General features: G+C 40.2%; 23 protein-coding genes and 1 pseudogene. 10 read left to right on the forward strand and 14 right to left on the reverse strand.

The features are described from left to right. Positions 1-26: 26 nt before the first annotated feature. The 14 genes and pseudogenes from M1E96_RS12010 to M1E96_RS12075 form a co-directional block, all read right to left on the reverse strand. Positions 27-1,076, reverse strand: a complete 1,050-nt coding sequence (locus tag M1E96_RS12010) for a site-specific DNA-methyltransferase (protein WP_369427038.1) — start codon at positions 1,074-1,076, stop codon at positions 27-29. Positions 1,077-1,219: 143 nt separating this feature from the next. Beyond that, positions 1,220-1,414 carry a TrmB family transcriptional regulator gene (locus tag M1E96_RS12015; RefSeq protein ID WP_369427039.1) on the reverse strand — a complete coding sequence of 65 codons (195 nt, stop codon included), beginning with the start codon at positions 1,412-1,414 and terminating at the stop codon, positions 1,220-1,222. A gap of 154 nt (positions 1,415-1,568) precedes the next feature. Further along, positions 1,569-2,005: pseudogene (locus tag M1E96_RS12020) on the reverse strand (antiterminator Q family protein). A 31-nt stretch (positions 2,006-2,036) separates the two neighbouring features. After that, positions 2,037-3,011 carry a DUF968 domain-containing protein gene (locus M1E96_RS12025; protein ID WP_272682214.1) on the reverse strand — a complete coding sequence of 325 codons (975 nt, stop codon included), beginning with the start codon at positions 3,009-3,011 and terminating at the stop codon, positions 2,037-2,039. Next, on the reverse strand, positions 3,008-3,385 hold the full coding sequence (locus M1E96_RS12030) for a RusA family crossover junction endodeoxyribonuclease (RefSeq protein ID WP_272682215.1): 378 nt from the start codon (positions 3,383-3,385) through the stop codon (positions 3,008-3,010). The genes M1E96_RS12025 and M1E96_RS12030 overlap by 4 nt, the downstream gene beginning before the upstream one ends. Beyond that, complete coding sequence (locus M1E96_RS12035; RefSeq protein WP_272682216.1) at positions 3,370-3,750, reverse strand: hypothetical protein; 381 nt, start codon at positions 3,748-3,750, stop codon at positions 3,370-3,372. Before M1E96_RS12035 ends, M1E96_RS12030 begins: the two co-directional genes overlap by 16 nt. Beyond that, positions 3,747-4,181, reverse strand: coding sequence for a hypothetical protein (locus M1E96_RS12040; RefSeq protein ID WP_369427040.1), 435 nt, complete (start codon positions 4,179-4,181; stop codon positions 3,747-3,749). The genes M1E96_RS12035 and M1E96_RS12040 overlap by 4 nt, the downstream gene beginning before the upstream one ends. Continuing rightward, the gene (locus tag M1E96_RS12045) at positions 4,178-4,711 is read right to left on the reverse strand and encodes a phage N-6-adenine-methyltransferase (RefSeq protein WP_140186710.1); all 534 of its coding nucleotides are present in this window, start codon (positions 4,709-4,711) and stop codon (positions 4,178-4,180) included. Before M1E96_RS12045 ends, M1E96_RS12040 begins: the two co-directional genes overlap by 4 nt. Then, positions 4,711-4,947 (reverse strand): hypothetical protein, encoded by a 237-nt coding sequence (locus M1E96_RS12050; RefSeq protein ID WP_140181310.1) that lies wholly within the window; start codon positions 4,945-4,947, stop codon positions 4,711-4,713. Before M1E96_RS12050 ends, M1E96_RS12045 begins: the two co-directional genes overlap by 1 nt. Beyond that, complete coding sequence (locus M1E96_RS12055; RefSeq protein WP_369427041.1) at positions 4,944-5,816, reverse strand: helix-turn-helix domain-containing protein; 873 nt, start codon at positions 5,814-5,816, stop codon at positions 4,944-4,946. Before M1E96_RS12055 ends, M1E96_RS12050 begins: the two co-directional genes overlap by 4 nt. A 9-nt stretch (positions 5,817-5,825) precedes the next feature. Then, positions 5,826-6,005 carry a DUF4222 domain-containing protein gene (locus tag M1E96_RS12060; protein WP_369427042.1) on the reverse strand — a complete coding sequence of 60 codons (180 nt, stop codon included), beginning with the start codon at positions 6,003-6,005 and terminating at the stop codon, positions 5,826-5,828. Then, positions 5,995-6,204: a hypothetical protein gene (locus tag M1E96_RS12065; RefSeq protein ID WP_369427043.1), complete on the reverse strand. Its 210-nt coding sequence runs from the start codon at positions 6,202-6,204 to the stop codon at positions 5,995-5,997. The genes M1E96_RS12060 and M1E96_RS12065 overlap by 11 nt, the downstream gene beginning before the upstream one ends. 83 nt (positions 6,205-6,287) lie before the next feature. Next, positions 6,288-6,746, reverse strand: a complete 459-nt coding sequence (locus M1E96_RS12070; RefSeq protein WP_140186701.1) for a YmfL family putative regulatory protein — start codon at positions 6,744-6,746, stop codon at positions 6,288-6,290. Between the two features lie 56 nt (positions 6,747-6,802). Continuing rightward, complete coding sequence (locus M1E96_RS12075; RefSeq protein WP_140186699.1) at positions 6,803-6,988, reverse strand: Cro/CI family transcriptional regulator; 186 nt, start codon at positions 6,986-6,988, stop codon at positions 6,803-6,805. Between the two features lie 104 nt (positions 6,989-7,092). On the opposite strand from M1E96_RS12075, the gene M1E96_RS12080 reads away from it, so the two are divergent. From M1E96_RS12080 to M1E96_RS12125, 10 genes are all read left to right on the forward strand, one after another. Continuing rightward, positions 7,093-7,725, forward strand: coding sequence for a LexA family transcriptional regulator (locus tag M1E96_RS12080; protein ID WP_319065750.1), 633 nt, complete (start codon positions 7,093-7,095; stop codon positions 7,723-7,725). A 99-nt stretch (positions 7,726-7,824) separates the two neighbouring features. Beyond that, positions 7,825-8,034 carry a hypothetical protein gene (locus M1E96_RS12085; protein WP_283125283.1) on the forward strand — a complete coding sequence of 70 codons (210 nt, stop codon included), beginning with the start codon at positions 7,825-7,827 and terminating at the stop codon, positions 8,032-8,034. 38 nt (positions 8,035-8,072) lie between these two features. Further along, the gene (csrA, locus tag M1E96_RS12090) at positions 8,073-8,258 is read left to right on the forward strand and encodes a carbon storage regulator CsrA (RefSeq protein ID WP_369427044.1); all 186 of its coding nucleotides are present in this window, start codon (positions 8,073-8,075) and stop codon (positions 8,256-8,258) included. A gap of 152 nt (positions 8,259-8,410) precedes the next feature. After that, entirely contained in the window at positions 8,411-9,325 is a 915-nt protein-coding gene (gene rdgC / locus M1E96_RS12095) for a recombination-associated protein RdgC (protein ID WP_369427045.1), read from the forward strand. Between the two features lie 84 nt (positions 9,326-9,409). Beyond that, entirely contained in the window at positions 9,410-10,174 is a 765-nt protein-coding gene (locus tag M1E96_RS12100) for a hypothetical protein (protein WP_369427046.1), read from the forward strand. Positions 10,175-10,191: 17 nt separating this feature from the next. Continuing rightward, entirely contained in the window at positions 10,192-10,662 is a 471-nt protein-coding gene (locus tag M1E96_RS12105) for a hypothetical protein (RefSeq protein WP_369427047.1), read from the forward strand. 1 nt (position 10,663) lies between these two features. Beyond that, positions 10,664-11,329 (forward strand): hypothetical protein, encoded by a 666-nt coding sequence (locus M1E96_RS12110; RefSeq protein WP_369427048.1) that lies wholly within the window; start codon positions 10,664-10,666, stop codon positions 11,327-11,329. A 205-nt stretch (positions 11,330-11,534) separates the two neighbouring features. Then, a complete protein-coding gene (locus M1E96_RS12115; protein WP_369427049.1) occupies positions 11,535-12,107 on the forward strand; it encodes a 3'-5' exonuclease in 573 nt (190 codons plus the stop codon). A 29-nt stretch (positions 12,108-12,136) separates the two neighbouring features. Continuing rightward, positions 12,137-12,388, forward strand: coding sequence for an excisionase (locus M1E96_RS12120; protein ID WP_180737817.1), 252 nt, complete (start codon positions 12,137-12,139; stop codon positions 12,386-12,388). Further along, positions 12,363-13,496, forward strand: a complete 1,134-nt coding sequence (locus M1E96_RS12125; RefSeq protein ID WP_140181337.1) for a site-specific integrase — start codon at positions 12,363-12,365, stop codon at positions 13,494-13,496. Before M1E96_RS12120 ends, M1E96_RS12125 begins: the two co-directional genes overlap by 26 nt. Positions 13,497-13,696: the final 200 nt, after the last annotated feature.

Raw genomic sequence — 13,696 nt, forward strand, 5'->3', positions numbered from 1 at the left:
CCGGAGGGTTCACATGTAAAAATTAGTCACAAGTTGATGGGCACTTCTATCTCTAACTTGGTTTGCTCAAAGCGGTCTGTTTCTAGCTCAACACCAATAACACGACGATTAAGTTTTAATGCTGCTTTTATTGTTGCGCCAGACCCCATGAAGAAATCAGCGACAATATCACCCTCACGGCTACTACTATTGATAATGTGTTCCATCATCGCCGCAGGCTTTTCACATGGATGTTTGCCGGGGTAATACTGCACTGGTGGATATGTCCACACATCGGTATAAGGAACATCAACAGTAACAGAGAAAGGACGGCGTAATAATTGATATTGTTCTGCTAACTCATGATATTCACGCCTTAGCGCATTTTGCTCACTCGCTAGATCGGCATGCTCTCGGCTTAGTGGGTTATGACTTAACTTCTCCTCAGCTACGCGCCTGAACAACTCTTGCAACTTCAAATAATCTGTTTCGCTTGGTAGCTGCCACTGGCTATAACCAAACCAATGGGAGGCCATTTGCTTCCCCGTTGCTTTGTGGATTTCTTTTGCTGTTATTCCCAGCGTATCACGAGCTTGTTTGAAATATTCAATCAGTGGCTTAAGCACGTTTTCTTTAAGTTCACGACGTTGTTGCAGATATTCACTACCTTTCCCCCTGTAAGGGCTTTGGTAGTGTTCTGCAAATATAATGCGTTCCGTGCTTGGAAAAAAACTACGCAGATCAGCTTTGCACGCTCTTCGCCATGGCCCAGATGGTTTAGCCCAGATGATATGATTTAAAACGTTAAACCGTTCACGCACTAATATTTCAGTATCAGCTGCAAGCTTTGACCCACAAAACATATATAAGCTACCGTTAGGCTTCAAGACTCGCCAAAACTCCGCCAGCATTTCATCAAGCCATAATAGATAAGACGTGACATTTTCCCACTGATTGTCCCAACTACAGGCCTTTACTTGGAAGTATGGCGGGTCAGTTGCGATTAAATCAATACAGTTGTCGGGAAGTGTTTTTATATAGCTGAGTGAGTCATCATTGACTAAATTGACACTGTTTAAATTTACAGTATTTTTCATAGATCAGGGAAACCTTTTTTGATAAGCTTCACTTGCTTTGTGCACATAAGCAGTGGGCTTTAGTTTGTCCGTGATCCTTATCTCAACGGGCGAATGGCTGGTAGGGTGCTACCAACACCCACCAGCCGCCCATTTTCACAGTGCTAGATATTTTGATATGTACTTTCTTTGATGTTTTCTTTGATTAATCCAGCCATTGCTAATTGTGTCAGTATTAATCGGCAGCATGAATCTGTTAGATTACTAAGCCATGCGATTTCACCTACTGTAGCTGGTTCATCTGTAACTGTATTAAATACAAGCGTTGCCTTTTCTGTCATATCACACTGCTTTAACATGATATTTTTAAACCTCTGGTCAGTTATTGTGCATAACTACACATGTAACTCTGACCAAACGTAACAGCAAGTTCTATTTGCTTATAAAGCAAAAAACCCCGCACAAATGGCGAGGTTTCATTCTATAAGTTAGGTGACAACGTATTCACTCTTATCACAATAACATCGAATTTGCGTAGCGCACTAATACTTTTTTACTATCTAGCACTTTTACTTTATCAATAACCTCAGAATCCATTTCTAGGGTTACCCCCAGCATAGCTAGACAACCATCAACAAAGCCCTCTGCGACTTGCATCATTTGCCTAATCCGCCCTTCACTCATTTTCCATTCTTTGGCAATACTTCGCTTAGATACGCCGTAAAGGTAATGTAGCACTATCAAATCTAATTCTTCTTCTTTTCGAACCTGTCTCAGCTTAGCGATAAACTGTCGATGGTTATTCCATCATCATCGCTGCATGATTCCCTTGATGGCTCTTTGTTTGCAATTAAACCTTTAAAACCTGCTGCAATATGGGAATAATCAACACCCGGATTATCACTCGCCCAGCCAGCCCACTTTTCTAATACTAACTGAATATCTCTCATGCAAAAAATCTCCTGCGTTCCGCACAACGCATTAACCAAACACGCCAAGACCGAATAGCCGATCAAAGCACTGACGATGAAAATCTAATTGATAGCCGTATTTTTGTTCCCACTTGACCGGATCCCTATGTAGTTCGTCGTGATGACCGCGACATAGGGGTATCACATACCAATCGTGGGCCTTAGTACCCATTCCGCTCAGGCCATATCCGACAATATGATGTGCATCATCGGCAGGGTTACCACACACGCAGCAAGGCAGTTTTTTAATAATTTGAAGCAGGTTTTTATTTTCCCATCGATACCGCTTAGGATTTTTTAAATACAGTGCTGGTGGATCGGGGTCTACTTGCAGCGGCAGTAACGCCTTAGTTTTCTCTATAGCTATTTCACTCGGCGTATAGATAGGACCATCATGTGACGGAGTAATGCCAATACCTAAAAGTCGCTTTAATATTTCATCAGGTAATAAATGCGAAATTTGATGCTGAACAGTCCATGTGAACAAGTCACCCAACGATAGAGGGGTGCCTTTCGGGTAACATAATCCCTCACCGACTGCCCACAGTATATTTTGATAGTAATTATCCTTCGCTATTGATGACGCATTATAAAGCGCGGGATTTTCACGTAATTGATTGTCATGTGACCAACAAGTGCGAACATAATGATTACCGTTCTTCGTTATTGTTAGTTCGTGATGATGATAGTCATCGTTATCATCACGAATTTGGCAATAATTAACGTTCTGTTTAATACGCCCTTTTAATGCCTCGATTCCACCAGTTTTAGCAAATACATCTCTATTTCTAAAAAATGGAAACAATCGCTTATCATCAAGTAAAGCTTGTTTATGTGTGACCTTGCCTGATTTGTTCGATTCACTCGAAGCGGGTGTTATCTGCATTAAGCCGTTAAAGTCAGCCAATTGATTTACACCAGGCTTAAACATCACAATTCCCATATCAGGCACAATAGTCGCAGGGAGGATCCAGCCGTTTGTCATGCAACCTCCCCGTTGTAGTGATTTATTGTGATTTCAAAGCGCCCGCCCTTCACGACCTCACACCACCTCATGTCAACATGTTTAACTTGTTCGTCATCATTCCAGACGTTAGCGTAAGTCAATGCATCAAATGGCGCTTTAAGGTAATTATCAATATCTCTCCTGTGCCGTGTAGGTGGGTACATTTTCACAATAACTGAAACATCACCCACTATTGCGGTTGGCTTTTTTCTTAATTGTTCATATACCGCCGCTATTGCATTAGCGCGGAACTTGCGCCCCTTGTCACTAATGATCATAGTGCCACGAACAGTTCGCCAGCATGCATTAACGCTAGGAGGAAAAGGTAATATGAAACTTAAAGATCCAGACATATTTGCCCACCTCCCATAACAGCTTCCAAATGAAGCCCTTTCGATGACTTGAATTTTAAATAATGCGCCTGACGATGCACTTTCACTTGCTCAATTTCAGAGAAAACATATCTACGCCCAAATCCAAACTCTTGGCTCTCACAAATGGGACAGTAATCAATAGATGAAAAGCCGCCAGAATTACTTTTTTTCCAATGAAAATTTCCGTGGAATGTTGAGCAAGCAGCGCACATAGGAGCGTCACAAGTATAGGCAGATGTAAAGCGGAGTAATGCCCCGCTATCATTCTTTTCACCGATGTAGCAAAGAACACTATCGCATAGTAGATCAGCTTCACCACCGCAGAACATGCATTTTTTACTCATACCCTCACCCCTGCTAGTAATTGATCCAAATGGTTCAGATATGACCATCCCATTCCAGACACATCCGCCTTTTTAACGACTTTGTAGCCACAGGGGTCATCATTACTTGGCTTTTTCGGGCTGTGTTTCACCTTTTTTTTCGTTACTTTTTGAGCTGACGCTTTTCTAACTGATCTTCTTACACTATTTAACAGACTCTCCGCATTAGGAGACACGTGATAGTGATAAACAGAAACACCCCTTGTGTCATTACACTTGCTGACCCGTTGTATGGCTCCTATTGGTAGCAAGAGCCTAATGGATTCTTGACATTCACAGCGGTTTAATTTCGTTAGCCGATGCATGTCATCAACTGTAAATGGGCCTTTATCTTTAAATGCCATGATCACTGCAAGGTTACGCAAATAAATACTTTCACCAATAAGTCTCATACATCTGCTCCTAAAATCGCTTTACCAATCTCCATCAGGCGATTTTTTGAAACGTGGGTACCAATAGCTCTTGGCTCTACAAATGGACGCCAGATAAGAAGAATTGAGCCTTTGCTGTTACCTTTTTTTTCTTCACCTGTGTTGGGATCAACAAAATTAATACGGCCATCAATGATTGTTCTGATTTCATCAACACTTTTTAGTGCCAATGAGTACCAGGATGTTGATTTATCCGCTGGCAATAACATCACTATTGGCTGGTTTTGCTTTGTGCATTGCTCCGCAGCTTTAGCGATCCATGGTTTTATTTTGCTGTAAGGCGGGTTACACCATATTGCGCCACGACTTACCCAATCACTTTGTAATGCATTCTGCGCTATGGTTAGGAAGTATGGACACAGGGCGTTTTGTTCATTTGCCGCAGCATCTAACCAGAAGCCAAATTCAAGCGTTAAAGCTTCAAATAACCATTGAGGCGTTTGCCAACAATCTTTATCTTCAGGTGCGGTATTGCTTGAATAAACAGCCATTAGATAGCACCTCGCTGCTGGTGGCTTTTGGCTAATTGACGAATATTTTTGTAACGATATTCGAAGTCTACATAACCCCAACCAGATTGTTTTAGCTCTGCACAAGTCTTGCGCTCTTCAACCCACTCTCGCTGTAATTTGCGAGTTGTTTGGCGGTGTGGAAAAACATGACAAAACAGGGCAACTAGACCAAAAACATTAGCTCCGTAAATTTCTTTAGATTCGCTGTGCATCATGCTGTTGCCTCCCGAGCTGCTTGCTCTGCTGCCTGTTGCCAAATCCCCTTCCATGCCGAACGCCCTGCAAATTCATTTAGGCGACCTAGCCCACTTCTGCTAGCCATTTCTTTGGCAATTTCTTGGATCCTGTTAGCTGGCTTCCAACCCGTTGAGAAAATTTGAGTAAATACCGTGTCACGCTCAACGGTATCGATGCCAACCGATGATCCGGATGTATTTTGTGGCTTGTACTGCTTGGCTTGGCCTAGCCAGTAGTTGAACGCATGGTTCCAGCTAACAAACGCTGAACCTTTGCTGGTGTGATAATCACGGAATTTTTCAAACTCATCGTTTAAAACCAGACCATATTTGGTGGCTTTTTCAGCGTGCTCATCTGTCGGTTTAAAATCTTCTGGCATGGCGGTTTTGCTTTTCGATTTTTCAGAACGAGGCTTAATATTTTTATTATTAGGATCTATTACTGATTCATTACTGATTCTGGGTGCAGCTCCTGCACCACTATTGGAATCTCCTGCACCAGTGGGTGCATTTCCTGCACCACTTACCCCCGCAGCATTTGCACCACATGGTGCATCTCCTGCACCACTATTTGTTACATCTGGTAGGCGTAAATGATAAATATTTGACTGGTTTAATCCCTTCGCTGATTTACGGAATTCCGTTCTCACCAAGCCCATTTTTTCTAGCTCAGTAATATGATTTTGGACAGAACGCACTGACATTTCACACTGCTCAGCAATATAAGCGACCGAAGGCCATGACTCGCCATGGTCATTTGCGTTATCAGCTAACTTGACAAGCACTAGCTTGCGGAGTGGATTGCCCGTTTTTATTTGCAGTGCACGGGCAGTTAAGATCATGCTCATGCAGTCACCCTATTCAACTTCTGTATAATCACGTTCAAATAACCAAAGTGGCACAAAGCATCGATGCTCATATTTGCCCCACATGAAGATGACCCGTTTTTGGTGCGGATCCCACTCAATGACTTTAACGACAACGCCGCGCCTATCTCTGAAGTAGCGATTAAGGTTTTTGTGTTTTTCATTGCTCACCGCCCTCACTCCCACTTTGATAATAGAAATCAGCCCAGCTTGTTTTTAACTTGCTGCTATCTACCAACTGCTGCTTTTTTTGGTAGTTTCCAAATAAATCAACTGAAGTTATGATCTCTACATATTGAAACGCACCATGCTTACCTGTTGGTAAACAACGAAATTGCTTTTTGTGGCTTAAGTGCGCTAAACTACTCATGCTAATTACTCCACACAAAAAGTTGTTAGCACTCGACGCCTCGGACCGCATATCTGGGGCGTCACCCTTTCTAGCTCTATTCATCATTTTTTAATCCCGTACACAGTTTTCAGTGATTCAATGAAGCCAGCTGCGTAACCAAAAACCTTAGCTAATTTGCGATCTATTGCCTTAATCTCTTCGTCAGTAAGAACACCATCAGAAATGCTGTTTTGAATCAGAACGGATAGCGCACCCTGCATAGCCCCAAGATTCATACGTATTTCAAAGAGTTCCACTGCATCTAAGTTTTCTGGCTCTACTTTTGTTGCTGGTACAATTGAGTGTCGTTCCATGTGATAGGCCACCAGCAATTGAGTGCCAGATAACTCTTCCATAGCTTCAAGTTCATCGTGCTCAAAGAAGCGGCAGCCATTTTTTTCATACAACTTATTGTTGAAAGTCGTTTCAGAAATACCCAAAGCACCAGCCATTGCTGAACGCCCACCGGGATATGCTCTGCACATCTCTTTCACAACTTCTTTTAGTGTTTGTTTGCACATATCTACAATTCCGTAGTTTTACTAGTAGTTAAACCAGGTGTTTTTATTTGATACTTTTAATAAAGAGCCGGATCGAACTTCAGTTTTCCTTTAGTTCTGTAATCAGCTTCTATAGCTCTATTTTTTGGTATTAATTGATTTGGCCTTTTTTTCCATTGATAAAACGCCTCTGGACTGATACCGAAAAAATCAGCTGTTTTTATTGCGCTGCCAAAATATTGTTCAACCTGATCTGTAGTCATATGACCTCCGATTAAATCTAAGAACACTTAGATATTAAAGCCGAATTTTATATTGGTCAATAAAAAATAAGATAACTTAGGTTTTATTTACTTGTGGAGGAGTAATGGAAACGGTAGGTGAAAGAATCAAAAACATGAGAAAAATATCTAAAACATCCCAAAAAGATTTGGGCTTGTTTTGTGGTGTTTCTGATGTGGCTGTGGGCTATTGGGAAAGAGACCTAAACTTACCAAATGGTGATGCTTTAATTAAGTTAGCTAAATATTTTAATACATCAGAAGCGTATATCTTGTATGGCATACCAACTAGAGAGGCTGACTCTGTAGTTACTACCATTCAGCGGATCCCTGTGCTTTCATATGTTCAGGCTGGAATGTTCACGGAATATCCCCCAGAAGAAATTTTTAATGAAGATCTAGAGTACATAGAAACCAGCATAAAGGTATCCCCTATGGCTTTTTCTCTAATAGTCAAGGGCGACTCAATGACTAACCCTGCAGGAATGCCATCAATTCCAGAGGGGGCACATATAGTTGTCGACCCTAATGTAGAGCCGGTAAGCGGTAAATTTGTTGTAGCTCGCCTATCTGGTTCGAATGAGGTAACTGTTAAAAAGCTTGTAATTGATGGGCCAAATAAATTTTTGTTACCCTTGAATCCTCGATATCCAAGCATTCCTATCAACGGAAATTGTGAAATTGTTGGTGTCGTCAGAAGCGTTCAATTCGAACTCTAACCCCACCACTTAGCAAAAATCTAAGTTTAATTAGATTTTTTATTGACAGAAGCCCTAAGCTGGATTAGATTTATATCAAAGACAACTTAGGAGCTAGTCATGCAAACCAATTCAAACGAACCAATCGTAACTTTCAGTGTACCGATGTCGCAGGATGATGTCCGCGAGTGGATCCTCACAAAGGCTAAACTGATTAATCAACTTAAACGACTGCAAGCTGACCGTGACAACAAGCAAGCTGAACTCGAAAAGCTCGACGAAGAAATTGCAGAGTGCATGGATATGTGTGCGGTTACTGTTAGTGCTTAACTAAATTTTAAATGTGTGGAGTAATAGAGAGGGATTAAATGCTTACTTTAACTCGTAGAACCCGAGAAACATTAATGATCGGTGATGACATTATAATTACTATTCTCGGAATAAAAGGAAATCAAGTTAGAATTGGAATTGAAGCGCCGAAGGAAATTGGGATTCATAGACAAGAAATTTATTTAAAAATACAAGCAGAGAAAAATAACGAATCTGTTAATTAATTGCCATTGCTCGCTTTGGCGGTGACAAGCCGCCACTTTTTTACTCAATACATAAGGCCACTGGCGTATAGTCAGTTCACGCTAGGTAAGTTAATTAATTATTGTCAGTGGTCTTATATATTGTGTGGAGTTAATTTAATGAGGGATATCTCATGAGTGTTTTTAATGTTAAAAACTTAGTCATATATCGTTTAACTCGTGATATTGATTTTAATAATCTCGAAGAACAGTTACTACCTTTAAAATACGAGCCTTGTGGCTCACAGGATATATCTCGATTTGGTTTTATTCCACCGATGGGGATCGGTAAATCTGAGTGTTTAACTCATCTAGTAAATGACCAGATGCTTATTTCTCTTTATAAAGAAGATAAAATAATTCCGGCGCAAGTTATTAAAGATGAAACTCAAAAGAAAGTAAGTAAATTAGAGTTAGATCAAGGCCGCAGACTTAAGAAAACTGAGCGTGATTCAATTAGAGATGAAGTTGTACATGAGTTATTACCTCGTGCATTCTCTAAATATACGCGGTTTGATGTGTGGATTAACATTACTGATAGTCTTATTATTGGGCTGGTATCGTCACCTCGTCGAGCAGAGGACTGCTTCGCCCTGCTACGTAAGGCATTAGGCTCCCTGCCAGTAGTGCCGCTAACAATGAAAGAGCCTATTGAATTAACGCTAACAGAATGGGTTAGAAGCGGTCAATTACCAAAAGGCTTTGTTTTTGGTGAGCAATCAGAAATGAAAGCCATTCTTGAAGAAGGTGGGATCGCTAAATACACAAAACAAGATTTAGTCTCTGATGAAATTCAAACAAATATTGAAGCTGGTAAATTAGTCACTAAATTATCGCTGGGCTATGAAGATAGAGTTACATTCTGTATTGATGATAGTTTTATTTTATCTAAGCTTAAATTTGATGCTGCATTTTTAGAAAAAAATGATGATATTGGGATGGAAGATTATAACCAACGCTTTGATGCTGATTTCTTCTTAATTATTTCAGAATTAAATGTTTTAATAAAAGCATTGATTGGTTCACTTGGCGGAGAAGCCAAGCTTTAAATTATTTAGTCAACACCAAGGAATTTAATTCTCTTTATTAAGAGACGGTCTCTTATTATCTAAATTTTGTGTGGAGTATTAATTATGTCGAAAGAACTAACATTAAGTGAATTATTAACTCAGCGTTGCGTTGAGTTTGCAAATAGTGAGCGAGCGGTAGAGATTATTGATAAAGGCATAGCTAACTTATTTAACAATGTTATTGATGATGCTTTTCGTTCTTACGGCGATTTTAGCAAAGCACTAAGAAAAGCAATGGAAAGTGCCCTACCAAACAATATAGAAGATATGGTTGATTTGAAAAAATACAACACTCTAGTTGCTGAAAAAATACGCAACTCTTGGGAAAGCTCAGGAATCGAAATGGACTTACAGGAAAAAGTTATTTCATTAGTAAAAGATTTTACAAGCGATGAAGAGTGCCCTAAATATATAAAAGCATCTGATTTATGGGAAGCGTTTATTGAAGACAATGCTAGTAATGCAATTGAAAATGGCTGGGATTCTCCACAGGTATTTTTTGATGATGAACGTGATGGATCTATTTTTGTTAGCTTACACCCAGATGAGGCTGTGTCTTCATATAGCTCAATAAGAGAAAGCGAATGTGATTATAGATTCTTTCTGAGTAGCGTCCGAGAAGATGGCTATGGAAGCGAATTGTTTTTACATGAAGGTCATCAAGTATATGAACTGTTTGGCGGTAAAGTTAAAGGTAATACTTTAGGCAAAAGAATAATTAACCCATATTCCCGTTTTGATAAATTAATTTTGAACCTCTATTACGGCGGCAGCTTATTAGTTTGGGATGAGTCACCAGAAGACATTAGCTACTGCAATGATTATTAATAACGAGGGTGTTAATTATGCAACTTAGTCAAATCAATTTAATTTCCGCTATTTCTACTGAAATAGAAAAACAAATACCCGGCATACCTGCTGAACCTCGTTATATGAATGCCATTATTAAGGCTGCAACATTGGTTTGTGATGAATTTAAAAAGCCGCTTGTTAAAGCTACTGAAGGCATGGGGCTTACTGCATGGCTTGCTAGTGATGATGTAGGTGCAAGTTCTAAATATATGGCCTCCGTTCTTTCTGGTCAATTTAACTCTCCACATCATTACCCTTGGGATGGTGCTGATTTAGGTCGCTGCATTCGATTATTAGAAGCCGTACCTGAACTAGCAAGCCAATTACATAAAATGAAAGCATGTTCCCCTCAGTGGTCTGCTGTTATTGATAATTGGGATAAATGGAAGGTTCTTTACGACGCCGGTGAAGGTAAAAAGCTTTATCTAGAAATGAAATCAACTTACAAGTCATTAATGGATTGATATGAAAGAGCGCGGAATTATTTTTAACTCAGAAATGGTACGCGCCATCCTTGATGGCCGTAAAACTCAAACACGCAGAATCATGAAACCGCAGCCAAAACCAAATGAAAACGGTGGTTTTTCGTGGCCTAGTAATATATGTCAGTCCATGATCAATATTAAAGAAATGATGCAGAACAATGAGGGTGCATGGGCTGGTATTGCTGGTATAGCCTGCCCACACGGTGGTGTCGGTGATCGCCTTTGGGTTCGTGAAACATGGATGCCTGACGCGCCACGCGATGGCACATGGAGTGATATTGAATTCTATGGCTGCAAAGATTCAAAGTTAAGCATGATACCTGAGCGTTTTCGCAAGCCAGAGCATTGTATTCATCGTGCATCTTGGAAAGGCTCTGAGTTAGTTGGATGGACTCCATCCATTCACATGCCACGCTGGGCTTCACGTATCACACTAGAAATTACTGATGTTCGAGTAGAGCGCCTACAAGCAGCTAGCGACAAAGATTTTAAAGCTGAGGGTTACCCGCTGGATAGAGAGTTAACAGGCGGTAGTACTGATGCGTTTTGTTGGTTTCGTCATTTGTGGGATTCAGTTAGTAAACCTGACTGTAATTTTGAAAGTAATCCGTGGGTATGGGTTATTGAGTTTAAGAAGGTGGAGTGATGGATAAGTCAGTAAACGAATTAAAGCCAAATGACATAATTAAGGTTGGTGATAGCTGGTTTCGTTGTCGCTACTTTTATTACTCTGATAGAAATACAGATATCGACTTACAGCGTGAGTGCGACAAACTTAGTTATTATTGTGATAGCACATGCATCAGGATATCAATTAATAAAGACGTTGTTATTAAATTCAAGGTGAAACAATGAAATATAAACACTTAATGTTAGATCTGGAAACTATGAGCAACAAAAGTAATGCGGCTATTGTCTCGATTGGTGCAGTAGCTTTTGAGCCATCAACGGGTGAAATGGGTCCCGAATTCTATTTGACTGTTGATCTGGTTAGTTGTGAAAAGTTCGGACTACATATTGATGCTGATACGGTCTTGTGGTGGATGAAACAAAGCAGTGAAGCAAGAGCAGCTATCGTTGATGAGGATGCTAGAACTATTCAATCGGCACTACTCGCCCTATCCGCTTTCGCTGAAGAACATTTATCTGACAATGTATGTGTATGGGGTAACGGTAGTGATTTTGATAATGTTGCCTTAGCTAGTGCTTATGCTGCATGTGATTTTAATCCGTTCTGGAAATTCTGGAATAATCGAGATGTTCGCACGATTGTAGAGCTTGGTCGTAGTGCTGGCATTGACCCTAAGCGAACACTCGAATTTGAAGGTGAACAACATAATGCTTTAGCTGATGCAATCCATCAAGCTAAGTATGTGTCTATTATCCACCAGCATTTAATTAAACCAGTTAACGACGATATTTAAATCTGTATGCGGCAGGTGTGGGGGTAATTATGTCTAGGATGGTAGATCTAGAGGCGTGGGCAAGAATAGAGTTTGGCGATGAGGCTCCAAGCAGGCGCGTTTTACTTAAATATGCTAAATCAAAAATGATGGTTCCACCAGCGCTTAAAGTCGGTAAAAAGTGGATGGTAGATCGTGATTCTCGCTATGTAGGTGTCGTTGCAAAACCTCAATTGCCGGCTGGTGCAAGTGATAAGTTATCGAGGATATTATCTGATGGCAGCAAGACCGCGTTCTCATAAAATTACCATTCCTAATTTATACAGAAAATTAGATAAACGAAATGGTAAAACGTACTATCAATATAAGCATCCATTGACAGGTACATTTCATAGCCTCGGCACGGATGCCGAGGAGGCTGCTTTAGTTGCGTCACAAGCAAATACAATTATCGCCGAGCAGCAAACAAAACAAATTCTTAGTATTAATGATCGGTTATCGAACATAAAGAATAAAAAAGTCGGAATTAGTGTATCAAATTGGATCGACAAGTATTTAGAAATTCAACAAGAACGTGTTGATCTTGGTGAGTTAAAAATAAATTCATATAAACAAAAAATAAAGCCCCTGAATTTATTCAAGCAACATTGTGGTTTACTTTCACTTAAAGATGTTACTGCATTAGAAATAGCAAAGATCACAGATGAAGTTAAAGCGCTTGGGCATAATAGAATGGCTCAAGTTGTTCGTGTCGTTCTTATTGATGTATATAAAGAAGCTCAACATGCAGGTCATGTGCCACCTGGTTATAATCCAGCACAGGCAACTAAGCAGCCGCGCAATAAAGTTAAGCGGGAAAGGTTATCAATTGAAGAATGGAAAACAATTTATGAGCAGGCTGGAAAGCATTCACACTATTTGCAGTGCGGCATGCTTCTAGCGCTCGCAACAGGTCAGCGACTTGGTGATATCACAAGAATGAAATTCTCTGATGTTTGGGATGGATTGTTGCATGTAGAACAAGAGAAAACGGGCGCAAAGCTTGCAATTCCTTTATCACTTAAATGCAATGCTGTTGGAATGACTTTAGGTGACATTATTTCTATGTGTAGGGATCTTGTTGTTAGCCCTTACTTGGTGCATCACCGACACGCAACAGGAAGGGCAAATAGAGGTGACAAGGTAACGCCAACCACCCTTACCGCTTCGTTTAAAAATGCAAGAGAGAAATGCGGACTAAAGTGGGAAAAAGGAACCGCACCATCATTTCATGAACAGAGATCGCTATCAGAGAGATTGTACAGAGAGCAAGGCTTGGATACACAAAAATTGCTAGGTCATAAGACTCAACAAATGACAAATAATTACAATGATGACCGTGGAAAAGATTGGCAAATTGTTGTAATTTGATCAGCCTGTTTTCCATACTATTTTGGGGAAGAGTTTTGGTGGGGTTTTGGGGAAGATTTTTATAGCTCAGAAAACATACTAAGATGTAGAACTATTTTTTATCATAAAAGATATTCCACATCCCCCACCAGCAGAAGATAAAGCAGAAAAACAATAGCTTGCTCAAGCAGACCTAGTATTAAAATTGCAGTTTACATTAA

Source organism: Providencia sp. PROV236, assembly GCF_033676985.1.
In the GTDB taxonomy this organism is placed as follows: Bacteria; Pseudomonadota; Gammaproteobacteria; order Enterobacterales; family Enterobacteriaceae; genus Providencia; species Providencia manganoxydans.

What these genes read in the sequence shown, in the direction of transcription:
- M1E96_RS12045 (WP_140186710.1), bottom strand. Translation starts at nt 4,711, where the DNA reads ATGGCTGTTTATTCAAGCAATACCGCACCTGAAGATAAAGATTGTTGG.
- M1E96_RS12075 (WP_140186699.1), bottom strand. Translation starts at nt 6,988, where the DNA reads ATGACTACAGATCAGGTTGAACAATATTTTGGCAGCGCAATAAAAACA.
- M1E96_RS12085 (WP_283125283.1), top strand. Translation starts at nt 7,825, where the DNA reads ATGCAAACCAATTCAAACGAACCAATCGTAACTTTCAGTGTACCGATG.
- M1E96_RS12110 (WP_369427048.1), top strand. Translation starts at nt 10,664, where the DNA reads ATGAAAGAGCGCGGAATTATTTTTAACTCAGAAATGGTACGCGCCATC.
- M1E96_RS12050 (WP_140181310.1), bottom strand. Translation starts at nt 4,947, where the DNA reads ATGATGCACAGCGAATCTAAAGAAATTTACGGAGCTAATGTTTTTGGT.
- M1E96_RS12100 (WP_369427046.1), top strand. Translation starts at nt 9,410, where the DNA reads ATGTCGAAAGAACTAACATTAAGTGAATTATTAACTCAGCGTTGCGTT.
- M1E96_RS12065 (WP_369427043.1), bottom strand. Translation starts at nt 6,204, where the DNA reads ATGAGTAGTTTAGCGCACTTAAGCCACAAAAAGCAATTTCGTTGTTTA.
- M1E96_RS12015 (WP_369427039.1), bottom strand. Translation starts at nt 1,414, where the DNA reads ATGTTAAAGCAGTGTGATATGACAGAAAAGGCAACGCTTGTATTTAAT.
- M1E96_RS12125 (WP_140181337.1), top strand. Translation starts at nt 12,363, where the DNA reads ATGGCAGCAAGACCGCGTTCTCATAAAATTACCATTCCTAATTTATAC.
- rdgC (WP_369427045.1), top strand. Translation starts at nt 8,411, where the DNA reads ATGAGTGTTTTTAATGTTAAAAACTTAGTCATATATCGTTTAACTCGT.
- M1E96_RS12115 (WP_369427049.1), top strand. Translation starts at nt 11,535, where the DNA reads ATGAAATATAAACACTTAATGTTAGATCTGGAAACTATGAGCAACAAA.
- M1E96_RS12010 (WP_369427038.1), bottom strand. Translation starts at nt 1,076, where the DNA reads ATGAAAAATACTGTAAATTTAAACAGTGTCAATTTAGTCAATGATGAC.
- M1E96_RS12025 (WP_272682214.1), bottom strand. Translation starts at nt 3,011, where the DNA reads ATGACAAACGGCTGGATCCTCCCTGCGACTATTGTGCCTGATATGGGA.
- M1E96_RS12080 (WP_319065750.1), top strand. Translation starts at nt 7,093, where the DNA reads ATGGAAACGGTAGGTGAAAGAATCAAAAACATGAGAAAAATATCTAAA.
- M1E96_RS12120 (WP_180737817.1), top strand. Translation starts at nt 12,137, where the DNA reads ATGTCTAGGATGGTAGATCTAGAGGCGTGGGCAAGAATAGAGTTTGGC.
- M1E96_RS12035 (WP_272682216.1), bottom strand. Translation starts at nt 3,750, where the DNA reads ATGAGTAAAAAATGCATGTTCTGCGGTGGTGAAGCTGATCTACTATGC.
- M1E96_RS12040 (WP_369427040.1), bottom strand. Translation starts at nt 4,181, where the DNA reads ATGAGACTTATTGGTGAAAGTATTTATTTGCGTAACCTTGCAGTGATC.
- M1E96_RS12030 (WP_272682215.1), bottom strand. Translation starts at nt 3,385, where the DNA reads ATGTCTGGATCTTTAAGTTTCATATTACCTTTTCCTCCTAGCGTTAAT.
- csrA (WP_369427044.1), top strand. Translation starts at nt 8,073, where the DNA reads ATGCTTACTTTAACTCGTAGAACCCGAGAAACATTAATGATCGGTGAT.
- M1E96_RS12105 (WP_369427047.1), top strand. Translation starts at nt 10,192, where the DNA reads ATGCAACTTAGTCAAATCAATTTAATTTCCGCTATTTCTACTGAAATA.
- M1E96_RS12055 (WP_369427041.1), bottom strand. Translation starts at nt 5,816, where the DNA reads ATGAGCATGATCTTAACTGCCCGTGCACTGCAAATAAAAACGGGCAAT.
- M1E96_RS12070 (WP_140186701.1), bottom strand. Translation starts at nt 6,746, where the DNA reads ATGTGCAAACAAACACTAAAAGAAGTTGTGAAAGAGATGTGCAGAGCA.